We start from the raw sequence: 21,960 nt of genomic DNA on the forward strand, positions 1-21,960 counted from the left end.
TGTTATGTGTACCTAAATTGCACGGCATTGAGAATTATGCTGCTGAAATAGTAAGGAAAAGTCAGTCAGACGGCATTCGGGATTAGTAATTAGCAGCTCAAGCAACACTAGAAACTGAGTTACCGCACGGCTAATAGTAGAAGCATCAAATAAATCGATTTTGTAGCACCATTTCCCTTCAATGCTTCCTAATGTTGTTTGTTGGAGATAAATATCCCAATCGAACTCTGCTGTTTGACTTTCAATTGACCAGGGATGAACAGCCAAATTTGTCAGTTTTAAATCTGTTGGAGGCAAGAAGTTAAACATCACTTGATAGAGCAAAGAATGGCCTGGATCTCGTTTTGGCTGTAGTGCTTCTACTAACTTAACGAAGGGAATTTGTTGTCGATCGCAAGCTGCCAAAAAACATCCACGCACCTGATACAGCAACTCTCTCAGACTTGGATCGCCACCCAGATATGTACGTATTGGCAATGTGTTAATGAAGCATCCAATAAGTTCTTTAGTTTCCACTTGCTGGCGATTGGCAAAGGGAGTGCCGACAATAATATCTGACTGTCCGGTGTAATAAAATAGCACTATTTTGAAGGCTGTTAGCAGAGTCACAAATAGAGTTACATTGTGTTGTTGGCTCAAATGTTTAAGAGCATTTGTTAGGCTTTTAGGGATGATGAAAGTTTGACTTGCACCTTGGAAAGTTCGTACTGGTAAGCGCGGACGAACCGTAGGTAACTGTAGTAAAAGTGTGCTATTACTTAGTTGCTGCTTCCAGTAGTTAAGGTCAGACACGAAAGCAGGACGAGAAACCCACTGCTGTTGCCAATTGGCAAAGTCAGCATATTGGATGGGTAAATCGGGAAGCGGTGAGGGCTGACCATGACAAAATGCTTCGTATAATTTTGTTAGCTCCTGTAAAAACACACCCACAGAGCAACCATCACAAACCAGATGATGGATAGTTATTATTAGTAAATGCTCGGCATCAGAGAGCCGCAGCAGCTTGACGCGTAATAAAGGCTCTTGTTCTAGATCAAAAGGCTGGTTTTTTTCCTCAGTTACCAATCTTTGAGCCAGAGCTTTTCGCTCAGTTTTAGATTGAGAAAGTTTTCGCAAATCTATCGCCGAAAATGGCAATATAGGCTGTTGAGCAATTTTCTGAACCACTTGCCTATTAGCGATGGGCTGCGCCCCGCTGGAAGCGATCGCAAAAGTAGTTCGCAAAGTTTCGTGACGACGGACAATTTCAACAAGGCTTTGTGCTAGAGCAGTGACGTTGAGTAAACCCGTCAAGCGATAAGCCAGTGGAATATTATAGACGGGAATGCCGGGATGCAATTGAGCTAATATCCAAAACTCAAGCTGAGTCAAAGAGATTGGCAACTCTTTTGTGTTTCGAGGTACTGGTTTGAGAAATGGGGTCAAGTCATTTTTACAAGAGGGCACAGGGGCACAGGAGAATGAGAAAGAATGATTATTTCTCTCCTGCTCCCCTGCTCCCCTGCTCCCCTGCTCCCCTGCCTCTTTTTGGCGGTATTCTGAAATTTGCCGATCTAACTCGACTATTGTCGGGTAATCAAACAGGCAGCTTATGGGTAACTCCACTTTGAAGGTTTCTCGCAACCGAGCAATGACTTGCATTGCTGATAAAGAATGCCCTCCTAATGCAAAGAAGTTGTCGTGGATACCAACTTTTTCTAGTCCTAAAACATCACTCCAGATTGCTGTCAAAACTTCTTCAGTTGCAGTACGGGGTGGAATAAAGTCTGTAGAGATGTTACGTGTTTCCCGACTCAAAGGTGCTGGTAAAGCACGGCGCTCTATTTTACCACTGGGGGTTAGAGGTACATCCAGCAACTTTACAAAAGCAGAAGGTAGCATATATTCGGGTAGCTTTTGTTTGAGGTAACAAAGCAGTTCGCTGGTGTCTAAGTGTTGTTTGGGGACAATGTAGGCGACTAGGCGCTTGTTCCCTGGTTGATCTTCTCTGGGGATAACTACTGCTTCTTTTATCTGGGGGTGTGCGGCGAGTACGGTTTCAATTTCTCCCAGTTCAATGCGAAAACCCCGTACCTTCACTTGATTGTCAATTCGACCGAGAAATTCGATATTGCCATCAGGTAAATATCGAACGCGATCGCCTGTCTTATACAAACGATTCCCGTCTTTCGCAAACGGGTTAGGAATGAATTTCTCAGCAGTCAATTCCGGGGAATTAATATAACTTCTGGAGATCGCAACACCGCCGATATACAGTTCTCCAGGAACTCCAATTGGTAATGGTTGCAGATGGCTATCAAGGATGTAGATTTGCGTATTTGCGATCGCCCGACCAATGGGCGGAAGTAGCGACCAACTGCTTGCCACATCTTTTAAAGTAAAACTTGTTACTACATGGCTCTCCGTTGGGCCATACTGATTTTGTAGCGTACAACCAGAAAGCTCCTTAAAAAAGTTGACTAAAACAGGAGTAATATGTAACTGTTCTCCTGCTGTCATAATCTGACGCAAAGATGCAGGATAGGATTGAGCAATAGAGGCAGCATGGGCTAATTGCTGAAGGGCCACAAAGGGCAAAAATAGTCTTTCTACCTTTTCTTCGGCAATTAACTGTAATAATGCGAACCCATCTTTCTGTATTTCTGCGGCGATCAAAACTAAGGTTCCGCCGTTACACCAGGTAGAGAAGATTTCTTGAAAAGAGACATCGAAACTGATGGAAGCAAATTGCAAAGTTTTGGCACAACTTAAAGCACTTTCGTCCATTTGCCAATATAAAAGGTTCACCAGAGAACGGTGACTCATAGCTACACCTTTGGGTTTGCCTGTAGAACCAGAAGTATACATGACATAAGCCAAGCTCTCTGGTATCACTCCACTAACAGGATTTCCCTGACTGTTTTGGCAGAAATCCGATGTATCTAAGCAAACTACTGTCAATGGTTGCCCAGATAAAGTAATTGGTGAATCTGTCAGCAATACCGACGCTTGAGAATCACTAAATATATAACTCAAGCGTTCTTGGGGCGATCGCGGATCTAAAGGTACGTAAGCACCACCAGCTTTGAGGATTGCCAACAATCCTACTACCATCGATAAAGAACGCTCAACGCAAATCCCTACCCGCACTTCTGGTTTTACCCCAAGTTTTTGGAGATGGTGCGCTAACTTGTTAGTCTGACAATTTAACTGCTGGTAAGTCAGTTGTTGGGATTGGAATGACACTGCTACTGCATCCGGTGTCCGTTCTACCTGCTCTTCAAACAACTGAGCGATACATTTGTGAGGATAATCTTTTTGGGTATCATTCCATACTAAGATTTGGTGTTGCTCAGTGGCAGTTAGCATGGATATCTCTGCTACTGTCCGCTCGACGTTAGCGCTCATACCCTCTAACAAAGTCACAAGATGCCCGATCATTCGGTTAATCGTTTCAGCATCAAAGCAGCTACCATCATAAAGAATGCGTAGGGATAATTCTTGTCCTGGTACAGTGATGACTGTGAGCGGATAATTGGTTTGTTCAATGACTCGCCGTTTAGTAATCTGGATGCTGCTACCTAGATTTGATAAAAACGTATCGTGTGGGTAGTTCTCAAACACCACAATGCTTTCAAACAGGGGTAATTCTTGGGAAATTTCACTAATAGCCTGAATTTCTACTAACGGACACCAAGAATACTGCGATCGCTCCACCTGTTGAGTCTGCAATTTCCTCAGCCATTGCCATAAAGGCTTTGCTGTTGGGATTTTCACCCTAACTGGTAGAGTATTAATGAATAGTCCCACCATCGATTCCACCCCCGATAGAGTGAGAGGACGACCGGACACAGTTGCGCCAAATACTACCTCAGACTCATCAGTGTAACGACTGAGTAAAATTGCCCAAGCTGCTTGCACGAAAGTTGAAAGTGTCAAATGATACTGCTGTGCCTGGTACTGTAAAGCAGCAGTTATAGTTGCCGATAAACAGCACTGCTGCTCGTGGTAAGTTTTTGGCTGTGGTAAAACCTGCGCCTCATCCCGATTTAGTTGCAAACGGGTAGGATTAGTAAAGCCTTGAAGTTGTTGTCGCCAAAAAGCTTCTGCTGCTCTTAAATCTTGTTGCTGTAACCAGTTTATGTAATCTCGATAAGGGCGGGGAGTATTTAAATATAAATATTTGTCTTTAAGTAAGGCATTATAAAATGCAAAAACTTCTTTGCAGAGAATTGGCCAACTCCAGCCATCAATTAGCAGGTGATGAAAACTCCAGACAAATTCGTAAATATCATCAGCGATTTGAATTAAGCTAAATCGCATAAGTGGAGCTTTGTCAAGAACAAAACCTTGGACTCGATCTGCTTCTAAAAAAACTTCTAACTGCTCTTGTTGTTCTTCTAAAGATAACGAACGCCAATCATAATTTTGCCAAGGCAACTCCACATCCTTACATACTACCTGGAGAGGCTTTTCTTGCTTTTCCCAAACCACAAGAGTACGCAGAACTGGGTGACGCTTCACTACTCGCAAACAGGCTTGCTGAAGCACCGCAATATCAATATTTCCAGAGAGCGTTAAACAGAACTGCTCAAGATACACCCCAGATTCAGGCTCATACAGAGTATGGAAAAGCATACCCTGCTGCATAGGAGAAAGAGGGTAAATAGATTCAATATTCTTATTTTTAATTATTTCCAGCTTGGTCATAATTCGTAATTACTAAACTACTCTCTTCCCTCTTCCTCTGTGTTCTCTATGCCTCTGTGGTAGCCTGCGGCAAGCCGCTCTGCGTCTACGTTAAAAGAATAATCAAACACTACTAAAACTGAAAATACACAAAAGGTTGAGGATTAATGGCTGTCAGTCGAAATATTGCTGAAACCAACACCCCAAAGAAAACAGCAAAACTCCAACTAGGAATTTTACGCCACCAATCAGCAAACCAACCCTTATAAGCTGCCCAGTGGAGCATAATTAAAGGTATAAAAATCCATGCAATTTGGAGATTGAGATTTTGAGAACCAAGAGAAGTCAAGAATAAAAAAGATTTCTCTATTTTTATTGCACTGCTGAGATCGTTACTTCTAAAGAAGATGGCAAAGGCACAAAACCAGTAAAATGTAATGGGCATACCTAGTATCTTTCTTAAAGGTAGAAATGCCTTATAGGGAGCCACCCAATCTGACCATTGTTTTTGAATAACTAAGGCGATGCCATTTAATCCACCCCAAATTACAAAATGCCAAGCAGCGCCGTGCCAGAGTCCTGATAAAAGCATCAAAATGAGAAGATTTCTGTATTTAAACAGTTCTGTACGTTCGGCTTTTGGTCGCCTTCTCATTAAAGGAACATAGATATAATCTCGTAACCAACTGTAGAGAGTAATGTGCCAACGTTGCCACAAATCAGTTATATTACTGGCAAAGTAGGGAAAATTAAAGTTTAGAGGTAGTTTGTATCCAAGTAACCCGGCTGAAGCGATCGCCATATCAGAATAACCAGAAAAGTCGCAGTATACTTGTATGACAAAAGCAATAACAGCAATCCAACAACTCAAGAAAGTATAATTTTCTGGATTCGTGAAATACTGTTCTACTAAAGGAGAGAGATTATCCGAAACACACGCTTTCTTAAAATACCCTACAAAAAAAAGTATTAAACATCCCCTAAAATCAACCTCGCCTAAATTTTTCGGGGTTAGCAGTTGCGGTAAAAAAGTAGATGCCCGCACAATAGGCCCTGCAACCAGTTGCGGGAAAAAAGTCACAAATAGAGAAAAATCCCAAAAATTTCTCACAGGTTTGAGTTTACCTAGATAGATATCCAGGGAATAACTCAGAGTTTGAAAGGTGTAAAAACTAATGCCTGCTGGCAAAATAATATTAAGGGTTTTAAGACTTAGAGGTAAACCTAAAAAAGTTAATAAATTGGCAGCAGAATCAGTGAAAAAATTATAGTATTTAAAAAATCCTAATATTCCGATATTTGCTACTAAACTAAGTAGCAACCACGCTTGACGTTGTTGCTGATTTTGTGGCTTGTTCAGTAAAGCATCCCAATTCCAAAAACTTGTAGTTTCTTTTTTTTGTACTACCTCCGTGCTGGTAATTTCTTGTATTTGCGAATCATTAACCTGCGGTCTAGATAGCATTAAACCGACGAAGTAATCAATGACTGTCGATAGCAAGAGCAAAAAAAGAAAGCGCCAATCCCATGCACTATAGAAGATATAACTACAGATTAACAGCCAGAATTTACGATGATTGTGTTCCTGCAAAGCCCAATAGATGCAAAAAACAACCAGGAAGAAAAATAGAAACCGAAATTCCGTAAATATCATAAATTATTTAAGTATTGAGCAAATTTTGATGCTAATAAAAGTGTAAATTCTTGAGCGCCTTGGTAATTGAGATGGGCGCTATCAATTCTGCGATCCACCTCATATAAATTACTAAACTTATTGGGATTATTAAAAGCAAACAGGGTATCGATATATCCTGATTGATATGCTTTGTAAATAGCAGATGGGTTGGAATCAGTCTCTAGGAGTGGCGGAATAAAAAAGACAGCTTCAATTTTCTTATTGTTAACTTGCTGTTGTTCAATTCGGGAAGCAATATTTTTCACCATTTTCGCTCCATATATTATAGATGGATTGTTAAATGCGCTTTCTGAATTTAAAGTGGCTAATTTTATTTGTTCATTTTTGAGATTTTTTTGATAAGTATCCAAACCATTTGTTCGGAATATAGTCTTCCATTTCTCAGCTTTTTTTTGCCAATCTATCGCGTAGTATCCAGATTCTTGTAGGAGTCTATCTTCAGATACTTTTGCTAATGGATCTGCATTTGATAAATCTAAATTTAATATTCTTTCCTGCCAGAAAGTGGAAAGCTGACCAATTCCTAGCCATCGGTAGATAAAGCTTTGAAAATTTGCGTAAATATATGGAGCTTTTACTTGCCAACTATCAATTGATGATTCCAGTATTAATTGAAAATTTTCTATAGTTTTCCGAGGAGTATGCCAGTATATCTCTTGAGCGGAAGTAGAACCAATGTTTGTAAATAGGTCAACTGAACAGTCGAGAAATATCCACTTTAAGTTTGCTGGTTCTAAAGCCAGAATTTTTTGTAAATAAAAATCTAGTTCTGATACATTTGCACCTGCAATACCAAAGTTGAAAGATTTTACACTTTTACCCTCTGTCGTCATGTATTTATCAAACAATTTCGGGATCACACCAAAGTAGGTAGTACTTGGCCCCAAAAAAATAGCGTCATAATCATCTTTGTGTTCAGTCAAATATTGCCATTTAACACTGATTTCACCAAGGTTTTGGATAGTCTTGTAATAGGGTAAAGCTACATTCAAGAATCCAGAAGAAAAAATTATAGTAATTATAAAAATTAAACTATAACCAAACATAACTAGTGGTCTTAACATGATTTTTACTTAGATATCTACAACTACATCTACTTCTGTCTTTGTTAATTGCCAGTTCATCTTCAGGTTGAGCCAGAAATTCCAAAGTGTCACACAAGCGATCGCTACTAATTTAGCTATGTATTCATTCACTTGAAATTGATAAAATAGCAAATTTACAATTAGGCTATTGAAAATCAGCCCAATTAAACAAATGAGATTAAACTTGAAAAAGCGTTGCAGCTTTTGACTGTTTTTTTGCTGAAAAGACACATCACCAAATGTCCATAAATCATTCCAAAGAAAATTATTAATAATCGCTATTTCTGTGGAAAGCATTGCACTCGGAGTTAACGCCAAACATAACGAGCTATGAAAGCAATAGAATGCTCCCAAGTCTACAAATACTCCACTAAAACCGACTACAGCAAAGCGGATAAATCGACTAAAAAGTGCCGAATGGAGATAAAAGTGGACTTTACCTCTCAGATAACTAATATTAAAATAGTCAAGATATTGCTTCATTCAACTTCTACTTTTTTAATTTTTTTTATATTTTCTGATTTTTGTCGAGTTGCCAAAATCCTTCAAGTGGGTAGACTAATTTAAGTGAGTTAGTTTTATCTTGCTGGAGTTGATGAGCTAAACTATTTTCTAGGTCGTCAACAAAGAAAATAGATTTATAATCTTGAGGCATTATTGGTAATTGGTTATTTTGTATGGGAAGTAAGGAAATTTTTGGTTCTAAACTATGACTTAATGTGAGGATGACTCCCAAGTTATAATCATTTTTATTACTTACTAATAGAACATTATTATTAGATTGGTTAATACGTTTACTCATTGCTAGTAAATTCTTACCACCTATTTGTGGCCACCAAGTTTCAGACTGAAAAAATCTGACATCAGAAACTAGCCCAAAGACGAGTAATCCCACCAGAATGAATTGCCAAAGGTTTTTCTGCCAGTTGTTCGCCAAGAAAAGATGAAAAGCTAAAATATACACTACAGCAATTTGAATGCTGAGGTATAACGGTATCTGATAACGAAAATGAATAGAGCGAATTCCCCCAAAAGCTAGATCATAAAAAAGGAACGTTAATCCCGGAAATCCCCCTAACAAAGCAATAAATAGACTAGTATTAGTTGATAAATATTTGGTCAAAAAAATAATAATATAAATAATTAAAAATAAGCTAAATATTATCGTAGGAATACTATAGAATAAAGGACTTTCAGAAGTTAAGTTATTGACCCAAGCATCATCAGAAGCCAAATTAAAGTCAAAAAATATACGGCTAATTCGACTAAGCCAAATCCCAATCAGGTCAAAAGGACTATCTGTTTTAAATGTGATCCATGACAAGAGATTCGTGGCTGTATGAACCTGGGTAATGAGTACAATAAGCCAGGGTAAAAACATTAAGCAAGCGGCGATGGAACTCAGCAGATAATTACGCAGAGTTTTGTTAAAGCGAAACCGTTGGCTAATAAGTATATAAATGCCATGAGCGATCGCAACCATTACTGTCAATAAATGGGTGTACAATCCTAAAGCTAGGGCGAGAGCATACACAGCCCAACTCAAGTAACTTCCTCGGCGAATGGCTCGTAATAAAGCAGCACTTGATACAAGAATCGTCACCATCCATAAACCGTATTCTCGTGCATCTTGGGCAAAGAAAACCTGCAAGGGAGAAACCCCCATCACAGCCATTGCTACCCACCCCACAAGTGATGACTCAAACAACTCTAAACACAGCCAATACACACTAGGAAATACCAACAGACTAATCACTGCCGATAAACTCCTAACTCCCGCCGGCAAATCCCCAAAAACTTGCGCCCATAATCTCACCATCACATAATACAAAGGTGGATGTTGCGGGTCTGAAGTTATTAAATAGCGCACTGTATCAGCCACAGTTCGATCTGAGTTAATGTGTTGATATTTGTCTAAAGTGATGGCAGGAATTATGCCTGGATTATTGCCCCAATTGCTAAAAACCTCTTGTTTAACCTCAGCTAGCGTATGACCAGATATTGCCAGCGATGTAGCAATTTCATCGTACCAATACACTTTTTGTCCTAAATGGGTAAAGCGAAAGAAAATACCTAACCCAATCAGGCTAATTACCAGAATTTTTAACCAAGTTGGAGGATTTGATTTTGCTAGCAATTGTAGTTTGTCCATTTATTGAATCTAAATTAGTAGCTATCCTTTTGGCTGTTTGAAATATTCCTGTGCAAGAATTGGTGGATACTTAGGCACTTCATCTATATCTAAGCAAGTCTTAATAGAGTTAATTGGAGCATCGTAATTAGGCGCTGTAAAAAAGGCACATGAATACCTTTGTTTAGCACTGTGAGATTGAGTTGGAACTATAACTCGATGACGTGTGGCGCAAAATTTATCGTTCGTCCATCGCTGCATTAAATCTGCAACCAATACTATAATTGCATCAGGAATGAAGGGCGCTACAACCCATTCCCCAGCATTTGTATATACTTCTAACCCTTCAGAATCTTGAAATAAAAATGTCAGCGTTCCGATGTCGGTATGTTCTGCCAGATAAACTTTTCCTAGTTCTGGAGGCTGATATATAGATGGGTAGTGATGTAAAACTATGCCGTGATTCTGCTCTGAATATAAATTTGTAAAGTAATCTTCTGGAATTCTCAGGGAAATAGCCAAAGCTTGGAATACTTTCAGGGCGCTTTCGTGGCAACCCGTGAAAAATTCCATCATCACTTCATGAAACTGAGTCGGATTTTTAGGCCATTTATTCGGTTCAAAAAAAGGATCTTCAATCGCACCAATTTCATCGGGAGTAATTTCTTTCCCAAAATGAAATCCTTCAGTCATTAGCTCATTTGCGTTATGTTTATCTTCACTCTTTTTAAAATTATGATATCCGCGAAGATTCCGGTCTGGAAAGAAAGATACTTGTTCTTTTTCTTGCTCAGAGAGTGCAAAAAAGGACTCGGTTTGTGAAAAGACTTGAGCGATTAGAGTCTGAGGAATACCATAATTTTTGAGGTAGAAACATCCGACCTCATGAATAGCAAGAGAAATTTGTGTGGCAACAGCTTCTTTTGCGGTTGAGTCACCTATAAGAAAAGGATTGAAATCAATGATAGGAATTTGCATACAAACGATATCCTCTTTAGTTAATATCAGTCAGTTTCAGGTCGTAAGAGTTCCAAAATGTTCCTAGTAGGGCAGAGTGTTCAATACCTTGGATACGATTTCGTACTGCCACCATTGATAAAGGGTTCACTAGATAAATAAATGGTAGATACTCCTGAGTAATTTGTTGAGTTTCTACATAGATAGCTTTACGATTTGATTCATCCACCTCAGAGGCTGCCTGAATGTATAAATTACCAATTTTTCGTTCCCAATCTGCAACCTGTCGCCCTATTATCGGCGTTTGTCCTGCTTGGGATTCTTGATTAAAAAAGTGCCAACCAGCTTCAGGCAACCAAACATTAGCCCAATCATTTGGTTCTTGACCGACAGCAACATCAAGCACTTGACACTCCCAATCGAAAGTTTGAGTTAGTTTGTTGATGAAAATGCTAGTAGCAACAGGATTGAAATCAACAGCTATGCCAAGGTTACTCAAATTTTGTTTGATAAGAACTCCCATTGCCTGCAATATATTATTGTTAGCATTCGTCGTTAGGCTAAAGCGGACAATATTTCCTTGCTCATCTAATAACTGACCTTGGTTGTTGTATTTAAATCCTGCTTTCAACAGTAATTCTTTTGCTTTTTGAAGATTGTATTCATAAACCTTTAAACCTGCTTGGACGGGTAAATAATACTTGCTCTGTACAGCAATCGGCGAATTTTGCAGTTTACCCAATCCCCTATAGATATTGTTGAGTATTTGTTGGCGATTAATTCCATAGGCAATTGCTTGTCTAAATGCCACTGTATTAAACCAACGAGACTTGATGGGGTTGACCAGTGGTTGACCATTTTTACTACCTTTATTGAGATTAAAAGTAATAGCAGTTGATCCTATAAAAAGACCGCCATTATAGATAGTAAACTGTCCTTTGCCTTCTTCATGTTTTAATAATGAGAAATAATTGGTATTAACGTTTATGTAATCCAATCCTCCAGAACGGAATTGGATTAAAGAAGTATCTTGATTAGGAATAATTTCCCCAATTACACGATCGATATAAGGTTGCGAATTGCCTTGAGCATCTTTACGCCAGTAATAAGGATTTTTACGGAAAATTATTCGCTGGCTCGGAGTATAAGATTCTATTGTGTAAGGTCCGTTGACAATAATATTTTCTGGTGGAGTATCAATCCCCCAAGTAGACATAAATTTAGGTCTGCCTTCCTGGTCTTTTATTTTGACGCTTTCTCGGAAAATATGGGCTGGTAAAATTTCCAGTTTTGTAGCCCGGATAAATGGGGCAAATGGTTCAGGTAATCTAAATTCAACTCGCAAATCATCCAGTTTCCGCACAGTAGGAAAAGTACGATTCTTGCCAATTATGAAGAAGTCTTTAGCATAAGTAGGAATGGCTGGATTAGTATAAATTTCATTGTAGGTAAAAACCACATCTTCAGCAGTTAGTGGCTTTCCATCTGACCATTTTAGGCCTTTTCTGAGGGTATAAATTACTTGTTTTTTATCTGGAGAAGTTTCCCAAGATTCGGCTAGACTAGGTTCAATTTCTCCCTGTCCATTTTCTTTAACTAGCCCCTCATAAGTATAGTTTAAAGTATAAGCTGATTCTACGATTAAAGCTGGATTAAAAGTTGTGGGTTCAATTGGGAAAGAGACAATAATTTGAGATATTGGTGTTGCTTTGATTTTTAAGTTAGTTTGATGATAGATAATTATTGCGATCGCAGTTATCAAAGACAGTAAAATTACTAGCCAACGATGACGAATTAAAGTATATTTTTTATTATTTTTTAATAACTTATAATATGACATCGTGAAACCACTCCGCAATTTATTCTTGACTAGGTTGAGATAACAACCTATGGGCATCTTCTAATAAAGCTGGTATTTTATCCGCATGGGGACTATGACGCAGACAATCGCCCAGGTCAAATTGTCTAACTCGTTCTGCTGTCAGACCAGGAAACCAAGGATCGGCATTATTTAAGTGGTTGTAACGCCTTGTGGCATATTCAAACATATCAAAAGCGATCGCTAAATTTCGCAACCATAAAATAACTGGAATATTAATCTCACCAGGGGTTTCTTTATAGCTGGGTAAACCAGTGTGCCAAGTGCGATACCAGTCTTGTCCTAATGTGGCGATCGCTGCTTTTTCTAAACGGTTTAAAATTGGCGGTAAAATTTCATCCGCTTGCTCTAAAAGTTCTATAACCTTTAAGTGTTCGTCAAAATCTGATGGCTTAGATGCGCCCAAGCTGAGAGTATGTACTTGAAGATGGCTCAAACAAAAGAGATCGTTAAACATCATCGGACTCAGTGGATGGCACAAGTCTGATAACTTTTGTGGAGGCTTATAGAGCATACCACCTTTGTCTGATGGGCTAATGATAAATACACCCATGTCATAATGTTTGGCGGCTTCAATGGCTGGCCAATTGAATTGATTAATGTAGTACCAGTGGAGATTTACATAATCAAATTGATTGGTTTCAATAGTTTTGATAATTAAGTCTGTCGGAGCGTGGGTAGAAAAGCCAATAAACTTTACCTTACCCTGAGCTTGCAATTCCCGCGCTACATCAAGACAACCATTGGGACGAATGCTATCTTCAAGTTGTTGGTAATAATTAATACCATGCAGTGTTAATAAATCAATGTAATCTAACTTTAATAAAGCCAAAGATTTCTCACATAAATGGCGGAAGTCTTCAGAGTCAGATGTAGGATTAACCTTAGTCTGGACAATGATTTTTTCTCTGGGTAACTTAGGTAAAATCGCTCCTAATTGCATCTCAGAAGTTCCATACATTCGAGCAGTTTCGATGTGATTGATGCCAACTTCTAAAGAACGGCGAATGGTGGCTTCTAGATTCTGCTGATTTTTATCGGGAATTTTTTCTTGAGTCAGTTCCTCATACTCAGTATAGACATAGCGCATTCCACCGCAGGAAAACACTGGCATTGGCAATTCTGTACGCCCAAATCTACGATGTTGCATTATAAATGTGTTTTGATTGGAGCGATTCATTAAGAAAATTGGCGTTTCAAACGATTAATTGGCTACTCGAAAAATCTCCAAATTGAAAGGCTTGCACATATCTACTGACTTTTTGCCGAAATCAAGCCTCGCATTACTTTTAGATGGAACATAAAGTATGATTTTTCAAGATACTCAAGTTGATGTTTAATTAACTCATGTATCTTAGAGTAGTTACACGGTGGCATACTTGGGTAGAGATGATGCTCTACATGGTAATTATTATTCCAGTAATAAAACCTAATGATAGGATTAGAAATCATTGTTCGTGTATCATTCCATAAGTTGTGATTTAAGTCAAACTTACAGCCATAGTGATCTGTAATGCTGAAAATAAAACCGAATGGAGAAGCAAAAGTTATTAATGGTATCCAGTAACCAAAGAATAAAATTACAGGAAAAATTACAGTCAATCCTCCCATTAATACAAACCAGCCCAATAGTAACCAATTATTTTGTAATACAAATTGGCGTTGTTCCGGTGTTTTAAAATAGCTCAAATAAAAGTTAGCTGGTAAGGCTGATTCCTCTTGTGTATGTGTTTTAAAAGATTCTAAATATAAATCTTTGGTCACTATCCACCAATTTTTCCATGCTGCGAGAGGATAAAAATATGTCAAGGCTAGAAGATAGGTCTTAATATTAGGAAAAGTTTGCCATGCTGAGGTATCTCCTACAATGTTACCTTTGATTTTTGCTTCTCGATGATGTCCAATATGAATATATTTGTGAAATGAAAAGTTCATCAATAATATTAATGATAAGAAAGTCCCTATGAATCGGTTAGCATTTTTTGACTTATACAAACTATAGTGAGAGCAATAATGTATTGCCGCAAAAAAACAGACAAATAAAAATCCTTGAACAAACCAGACTAATAACCACACTGCCCAGTTATTCAACCAGAAACCAATAGCTGCAAGGATTAAATATGTACTAATGACAACGACTGTTTGAACAATCGGTCTAAATGTAGAAATCTCATGCAATATACGAAGTTCTTCGTTAGATATTTGAGTAACTTCACTAATACTAGGTCTGGCATTCTCAATTATTTGATTATTTTTTGTAATTTCCATGTTGTTCACCTCTACGTTGACAATAACAATTGAAAAACGAGATATCAACCTATTAACTGTTTAATTGGTCTTGGATGGCTGCTGCTAGCTGAAATACAGTAGGTTTTTCAAACAAGTAAATCAACGGTAGTTCGACTTGCAAAGCTGACTGTAGTTTGTATATAACTTCAAGAGTTTGAGCAGAATGCCCTCCCAGTTCAAAAAAGTTGTCTTGAGTGCTAATCTGCTCTATCTCTAAAATTTCTTTCCAGATAGCTAACATAACTTCTTCGATAGAATTTTGAGGTGTAATAAAATCCCTCGATATTGGGGAGACAACAGTTTGAGGGGGCAAACTTGGAGGTTCCGATATTAAGATAAGTTCAGCCAGACGTTGGTTATAATTGGTCGTTATTTTTTCCAGCAAAGTCTGAAAATTATCGACCATCTGGGTAATAGTGGCAGGCTCAAATAAATCGGTTCTGTATACGAGCAGACCTTCAATACCTGTTGATGTTTCTTCGAGCGTTAACTCTAAATCAAACTCTGCGGTATCTTTTGTATCTCTAGCAATAAACTGCTCCTTCAAAGTGAGATTTGCAAATTGTAAATTATCCTCTGGAGTATTTTGAAAGACAAACATTACTTGATTTATTAATGTGTAACTAGGATCTCTCGCAGGCTGGAGTTCTTCTATTAGCTTGATCAGGGGCATTTCTTGATGAGTGTAGACACCCAAAGCTACCTCACGCACTCGGCCAAGTAGTTCCCGAAAACTGGGGTTTCCTCCTAAGTTGGTACAAAATGGCAGTAAATTGACAAAGAAACCAATCAGTCCCTCAGTTTCCACTCTGGTGCGATTGGCAAGGGCGCTGCTGACAATGATGTCTTCCTGTGTTGTATAAGAGAAGAGTAATGTTTGGAATGCTGCCAACAAGATCATAAATAGGGTTACGCCTTCCTGTTGACTCAGTACCTTGAGCGCATCTGTTGATTTTTGGGAAAGAATTACCGATTGGCCTGCACTTTTAAAGGTTCGCGCTGGTGGACGTGGATAATCAGTTGGTAGCTTCAATATTGGCGGACTAGTGCCTAAATGCTTTTTCCAAAACTGAAGCTGAGATTCTAAGACTTCTCCTTGTAACCACCGCCTTTGCCATTGAGCAAAGTCGGTATATTTGATCGGTAACTCAGTCAGTGGCGATCGCTTACCCTCACAGAAGGCTTCGTAAACTTTTGCCAGTTCTTGGGTGAGGACACTAAAAGACCAACCATCAGCAACAATATGGTGGGTGACGGCAACGAATAGATACTCTTGTTCATCCAAACGCCAAAGCTTGCTGCGTAATAAAGGGCCTCGTGCCAAATCGAAAGGATGCTTAATTTCCTGTTCAGCCTGTTGTGTGGCTTGAGCTTCGCGCTCAGTTTTGGGGAGGTGCTGGAGATCAATTACAGAAAAGTCAAAAACAGGATCGTTAACAACAGCATAAACGACTTGGCCATTTTTAACCTGAAAAGTCGATCGCAGTGTCTCGTGTCGCCGGACAATTTCCCTTAAACTCTCCTCTAATGCCTTCTCGTTCAGCGCACCTGTGATGCGATAGACCAAAGGCAGGTTATAGATGGAATTCCCTGGATAGAATTGGTCAAAAAACCACAACTCTAGCTGTGTTAAAGAAATTGGTATTGGCTCGCCTTGGGAGGGAAAGCTTTTGAGGGCTAATTCGTGATGATCTGGCGCTTTAGCTGTGGCGATTTTTTGGGCTAAAGGTGCGATCGCGGGAGATTCAAATAAACTCAATAGTGGTAATTCTATCCCAAATGCTTTGCGCGTTAAAGCAATAACTTGAGTTGCTAGTAAAGAATGTCCCCCCAAATCAAAGAAGTTATCGTAAATACCAACTCGTTCTAACCCTAAAACATCTCTCCAAATCCCAGCCAAGATTTCTTCGGTGGGAGTACGCGGCTCAACAAAAGTTTGACCTAATTCCGGTCGGCTGGTTGTTGGTTCTGGGAGAGCGCGACGGTTTACCTTACCATTGGGTGTGAGCGGGAACGATTCCATTTCTACAAAAGCCGATGGAATCATATAATCTGGCAATTGCTCAGTCAAATAAGTCCGCAGTTGTTCAACTGTGATTGTCTCTCCCACAATGGGGACAAAGTAAGCGACTAAATATTTTTCCCTGGCACTTTCCCCATGCACTTTAGCTACTGCTTGGTTAATTTGAGGATGTTTGCTCAGAACGGCTTCAACTTCTCCCAGTTCAACGCGAAAGCCCCGAATTTTTACTAAATCATCTATCCGTCCCAAAAACTCGATATTCCCATCTGGCAAGTATTGGGCTAAGTCCCCCGTTTTATAGAGGCGGGGATTGGGGATTGGGGACTGGGGACTGGCGAGAATTTCTGCTCCTCTGCTCCCCTGCTCCCCTGCCCCCCTGCCTCTTCCAAAGGGATTTGGTAGAAATTTTTGATTAGTCAAATCTGCACGGTTGAGGTAGCCACGAGCCAAACCATCACCACTCACGTAGAGTTCACCAGGAACGCCAATCGGCACGGGTTGAAGGTTGCTGTCTAACAGATAAACTTGCACATTGACGGCAGTTTTACCAATGGGTGGATAAATCGGCCATTCATCCGGCTTTTGACTAAAAGTATAAGCTGTCACTAAATCTGCTTCCGTAGGGCCATAGAAATTGTAGAGTGTACAATTTTCCAGACGCTTAAACAGCTTAATCATCGGCTGAGTAATTTGGAGTTGTTCGCCACAAGCGATCGCTTCCCGAATATTCTGAAATAAATGTTCTTGCTCTCCGTATATTTCTGCTAATTGCTGCCAAAGGCTAACTGGCAGAAAAACTTTACCAATTGGGTTATTAGCAAGTAAATGGATTAATTTATCTAAATCTTTGCGATCGCATTCAGAAATCATATACAGCGTACCTCCGAAGCCCCACGCCACGGATATTTCGTGATAGCTGACATCAAAACTCAGGGATGCAAACTGAAGTACACCAATACCTGTGGCCATTTTTGCCTGATGGTGTTCTATTAAATTGGTAAGCGATCGCTGGGGAACAAGAGTGCCTTTAGGAGTGCCGGTAGACCCAGAGGTATATATGATATAGGCTAAATTATCAGCTGCTACTTCAACTTGCAGATTGCTCTCAGATTCTTTGGCGATTTCGTCCCCACATTCATCTAACACAATTAGACGATGAGCCAAGTTGCCATTAAATAATGACTGCAAATGTGTTTGAGTTAAGACGACTGGTGTTTGAGAATCGTTGAGCATGAACGCTAAACGCTCTGGTGGATAGGTAGGATCGAGGGGAACGCAAACTCCCCCAGCCTTGAGAGTTCCTAAAATGGCGATCGCAGCTGCTAGCGATCGCTCCACACAAATACCCACTGGAACATCTGGTTTCACACCTAAACGTTGCAAATAGTGGGCAATTTTATTGGCTTGCTGGTTTAACTCTTCATAAGTCAATTGTTGATTTTCATATACCACCGCCAAAGCTTGGGGTGTTTTTTTGACTTGTTCCTCAAATAACTGATGGATGCAACGATTGATGGGATGCGCTGGTGAGGTAGCATTCCACTCGACTAAAAGTAAATCTTGCTCTGCTGAAGTTAGTAGCGGTAACTCTCCTGGGGTGCGATGAGGATTGATGGTAATTCCCTCCAACAGAGTGAGGAAATGACCAGCCATGCGATCAATAATCTCTGCATTAAAGCGATCGCGATCGTAGTAAATTTTTACGGTCATTTCCTCGCCAGGAATTGCCAGCAGTGTGAGAGGATAATTGGTTTGTCCCCTGTCTTGTAGCTCCCCGATGCTCAAGTTTCCAGGGAGTTGTTGCAACGTTACATTTACAGGATAGTTTTCAAATACAACGAGGCTTTCAAACAAAAGTTGATTTCGAGGAACTTCACTTACGCCTTGAATATCTACCAGTGGGGTGTATGAATACTGCTCCCGCTCTATATATTCTTGTTGCAACAACCCCAGCCAGGTTAACAAATCGGTTTTATCAGGGATTTTCACCCGTGCAGGTAGAGTATTAATAAATAACCCCACCATCGACTCCACACCAGATAAACTAGCAGGGCGGCCAGATACAGTAGTTCCAAAAACTACGTCAGACTCGCCACTGTAGCGACTTAGTAACAGCCCCCAAGCTGCTTGTACCAAGGTGGCAAGCGTCAGATGATGTTGTTGAGCAAAAGATTTTAAGGTAGTTGTCCTCTCGGCTGATAGATGCTGCGATCGCACATCAATATTTTGCTGTTGGTGAGAACTCTGCCCGATTGCTCGTTCAACTATCAAAGGCGTAGGTGCAGTAAAACCCTCAAGATTTTGTTGCCAGAACGCCTTCGCCCCAGCCAAATCTTGCTGCTGCAACCAATTAATGTAATCCCGGTAAGGGCGACTAGGAGCTAAATACAACTGTTGCTTATTCTGAATTGATTCATATAAAGCAAACAATTCTTGGAAAATAATCGGCCAACTCCAGCCATCAACCAGCAAGTGATGAAAACTCCAGACAAACTCATAAGTTTCATCAGCTACTCGAATTAAAGCAAGGCGCATTATTGGAGCTTTGTCAAGTTCAAAACCTTGTTTTCTATCTGAATCTAAGAAAGAATTAAGACGTATTTCTTGCTCTTGTTTAGAAAACATCCGCCAGTCTAAATTAGACCAAGGCAAATTCACTCCTTTACGCACTACCTGAACAGATTGTTTGCGATTCTTCCAAACAAAAAGAGTCCGCAAAGCCGAGTGTCGCTCTACCAAAAGTTGCCAAGCCCGCTCAAATATACCTGGATCTAAATTGCCATGAACAGTTAATTTAAACTGCTCAAAATAGATTGTCGATTCCGGCTCATAGAGAGTATGAAAGAGCATACCCTCCTGCGTAGGTGAAAGAGGATAAATAGATTCAATATCTTTATTTTTACTTTGTTTTTGTGCAACTACCATTTTTTTTAAATAATATTAATTACGTAATTTATCTCTCTTCTTCTCTCTTTCTCTCTTTACTTCGCGTTCTTCGCGTCTTCGCGGTTCGTTTAAAAAAGTAATTGTTAAAAAGCAGAAGTTGACAACCCGCCATCAACTGGAATAGTAACACCCGTAATATAGCTAGCACATTCTGAAGCTAGAAAAGCAACCAAATTAGCAACCTCACTAGAAACACCGCGACGACCAAGAGGAATCATCTTATTCGTTCCTGCAATGATTGAATCAACAGTCCGGCCTTCCTCTTGGGCGAATACTTCCAAATATTCTCTATGCCTTGGAGTATCAATCAAACCAGGATTAACACAAGTAACTAAAACATTCCACTTAGCAACTTGCGTAGCAACAGTTTTAGTAAAATTGATTAATCCAGCGTTCGCCACCCCCGATTTAACAAGACGACTAGAAGGTTCTTTCCCTGATGTCCCAACAATATTGATAATCCGTCCCCATTGCTGATTTTTCATCGTCGGTAGCACCAGATTCGTCATGCGAATATAGCCCATTAACTTACCTTCAAAAACAGACAACCAATCTTCATCAGATAGATTTTCTACAGCTTCATTAGAAAATGTTGCCCCCTCAGAATTATTGACTAATATATCAAGTTTTCCAAATTGGCTGAGAGCTTCTTGGATTAAATTTTGAGAATCACTTGCATTTTGAACATCAGCACAAATCGGGATAACTTTTGCTTGAGAGCCAACCAAACCTTGATAAGCTTGTTCTAATCGCTCAGAATTTCTCCCACAAATTATTAACTGACAACCTTCTGCTGCCAGCTTTTGAGCAACGCTATAACCAATACCAGCACTTGCTCCTGTCACTAAAGCTACTTTCTGTGTTAAGCCTAAATCCATGATAAATATCCTTTATGAAGTAGTTAGCGATCGCGCCATCATATCTGTCTTTAAAAAAGCATCTTTGACTGAAACACGAGAGCGAGGTTTAATCAAAATTTCAATCAAAGATACTGTTTCATCAGAAGGATTATGTCCTCCATAAAGAGCGTCAGCAGGAGCATAATAAACACTACCATATTTTAAATTCTGCTGTTGTTCTTCTATTGCGATCGTCAATCGAGCGTTAAGAATTATTCCCATTGTTTCACTAGCAGCTTGGCGAATTGGGATTATTCCTTTTGGAGGAATTTTGGTGATGACAATCTCAAACCAAGAACCAACAACAGACTGACACTCAAAACCTGTAATTTCATCTTGAGTTGGTGAAACTTTTAGAATAGCCTCCTCAGCTTCCTCAGAATTTGTGATGCGTTTCACATCAAATGCTAATGCTGTTTCTGAGAAAGGGTTTATAGAACCATGAAGAACATTGTCACCAGCCACATAAACTTGCTGAAGGGGTTCAAGAATTTCTTTAGTACCATTAATATTAATTTCCAAACGCCCCGCGATTTGCATTCCAATTTGATTTTCGGGATGTCGATGTAATTCGAAAGTAGCTCCTGGTGGAATAGAAGCTAATTGCACAACTGTGTCTTGACATTGAAATGCGATTAACTCTACATCAGAATTAATTTTGATGGTTTTTGGTTGGGGGAAATATTTAGACATAACTTTCTGTTAATTTAATTTTTTCTGAAAAATCGACCAACTCATACGGATGTTTCCATAGATTGAAATAAATTCTAAATCGTAGGCTTTCACCGCATTCTCATTAGTAATAGCGAAATCGGCTAAACCCTGCATTACCTGAATCGCTGAATCGCTGGTAGAAGGAGACAAATCCACTTGTATTTGTGTTTGATCTTGAGAATCTGGCAACAGTTTCGTTAACAAAGGTAGAGGAGCAGGATGGGTAACAATTCTAGAACCGTTGAAAACTACCTCTTTATTTTTTTTCTTAGCCAATCCATAAACTGGAGTAGGATATATAAAAATGAAGCCTAAATCAAAACTTGGCTCCATATAAAACTCATTAATTCGGTCGTAAGCATGAGGGACTAAAGCCATATCTACTTTGTCTTGTAGCAAAGCTTCTTTGACATCTATAAAAGTATCAAATAACTGAGTTGATACAGTAAATTGTTCTGAGAGCAGATGGTTAGTTATATGCTTGGCAGCGTAGTCACTACTAGTAGCAGTAGGCCCCAAAGTACCTATGACTAAGTTTTTGGAAGGAGGGATACGAGGTTGAAATTCAATCTGAAATTCCAGCATAGTTTTTCCTGAGTAATCATCATGATATTTTTTGGTAGCGAGTCATTAGTAGCTTTGTTATAAATTACCTCCAGGAATTTAGTTTATT

13 protein-coding genes are annotated in these 21,960 nt (G+C 39.4%); all 13 read right to left on the reverse strand.

The window, feature by feature from the left end; translation table 11 throughout:
* Positions 1 to 12: 12 nt before the first annotated feature.
* A complete protein-coding gene (locus IQ274_RS06935; RefSeq protein WP_194141795.1) occupies positions 13 to 4,689 on the reverse strand; it encodes a non-ribosomal peptide synthetase in 4,677 nt (1,558 codons plus the stop codon).
* A gap of 112 nt (positions 4,690 to 4,801) precedes the next feature.
* Positions 4,802 to 6,133, reverse strand: coding sequence for an MBOAT family O-acyltransferase (locus tag IQ274_RS06940; protein WP_194141796.1), 1,332 nt, complete (start codon positions 6,131 to 6,133; stop codon positions 4,802 to 4,804).
* A gap of 185 nt (positions 6,134 to 6,318) precedes the next feature.
* On the reverse strand, positions 6,319 to 7,428 hold the full coding sequence (locus IQ274_RS06945; protein ID WP_163931263.1) for a hypothetical protein: 1,110 nt from the start codon (positions 7,426 to 7,428) through the stop codon (positions 6,319 to 6,321).
* A gap of 9 nt (positions 7,429 to 7,437) precedes the next feature.
* Positions 7,438 to 7,932, reverse strand: a complete 495-nt coding sequence (locus IQ274_RS06950; protein WP_163931260.1) for a GtrA family protein — start codon at positions 7,930 to 7,932, stop codon at positions 7,438 to 7,440.
* A gap of 25 nt (positions 7,933 to 7,957) precedes the next feature.
* Entirely contained in the window at positions 7,958 to 9,601 is a 1,644-nt protein-coding gene (locus IQ274_RS06955; RefSeq protein WP_163931257.1) for a glycosyltransferase family 39 protein, read from the reverse strand.
* 21 nt (positions 9,602 to 9,622) lie between these two features.
* Complete coding sequence (locus tag IQ274_RS06960; RefSeq protein ID WP_163931254.1) at positions 9,623 to 10,558, reverse strand: isopenicillin N synthase family dioxygenase; 936 nt, start codon at positions 10,556 to 10,558, stop codon at positions 9,623 to 9,625.
* Positions 10,559 to 10,574: 16 nt separating this feature from the next.
* Positions 10,575 to 12,377: an ABC transporter substrate-binding protein gene (locus tag IQ274_RS06965; protein ID WP_194141797.1), complete on the reverse strand. Its 1,803-nt coding sequence runs from the start codon at positions 12,375 to 12,377 to the stop codon at positions 10,575 to 10,577.
* A 19-nt stretch (positions 12,378 to 12,396) separates the two neighbouring features.
* The gene (locus IQ274_RS06970; RefSeq protein ID WP_194141798.1) at positions 12,397 to 13,566 is read right to left on the reverse strand and encodes an aldo/keto reductase; all 1,170 of its coding nucleotides are present in this window, start codon (positions 13,564 to 13,566) and stop codon (positions 12,397 to 12,399) included.
* Between the two features lie 101 nt (positions 13,567 to 13,667).
* Positions 13,668 to 14,684, reverse strand: a complete 1,017-nt coding sequence (locus tag IQ274_RS06975) for a fatty acid desaturase (protein ID WP_194141799.1) — start codon at positions 14,682 to 14,684, stop codon at positions 13,668 to 13,670.
* A gap of 52 nt (positions 14,685 to 14,736) precedes the next feature.
* The gene (locus tag IQ274_RS06980) at positions 14,737 to 19,653 is read right to left on the reverse strand and encodes a non-ribosomal peptide synthetase (protein WP_194141800.1); all 4,917 of its coding nucleotides are present in this window, start codon (positions 19,651 to 19,653) and stop codon (positions 14,737 to 14,739) included.
* 104 nt (positions 19,654 to 19,757) lie between these two features.
* The gene (locus IQ274_RS06985; protein ID WP_194141801.1) at positions 19,758 to 20,552 is read right to left on the reverse strand and encodes an SDR family oxidoreductase; all 795 of its coding nucleotides are present in this window, start codon (positions 20,550 to 20,552) and stop codon (positions 19,758 to 19,760) included.
* Positions 20,553 to 20,564: 12 nt separating this feature from the next.
* Positions 20,565 to 21,266 carry a cupin domain-containing protein gene (locus IQ274_RS06990; protein WP_194141802.1) on the reverse strand — a complete coding sequence of 234 codons (702 nt, stop codon included), beginning with the start codon at positions 21,264 to 21,266 and terminating at the stop codon, positions 20,565 to 20,567.
* Between the two features lie 9 nt (positions 21,267 to 21,275).
* The gene (locus IQ274_RS06995) at positions 21,276 to 21,872 is read right to left on the reverse strand and encodes a LysR family transcriptional regulator (protein ID WP_163931233.1); all 597 of its coding nucleotides are present in this window, start codon (positions 21,870 to 21,872) and stop codon (positions 21,276 to 21,278) included.
* Between the last annotated feature and the right edge of the window lie 88 nt (positions 21,873 to 21,960).

Source organism: Nostoc sp. LEGE 12447 (assembly GCF_015206985.1).
Taxonomy (GTDB): domain Bacteria; phylum Cyanobacteriota; class Cyanobacteriia; order Cyanobacteriales; family Nostocaceae; genus Nostoc.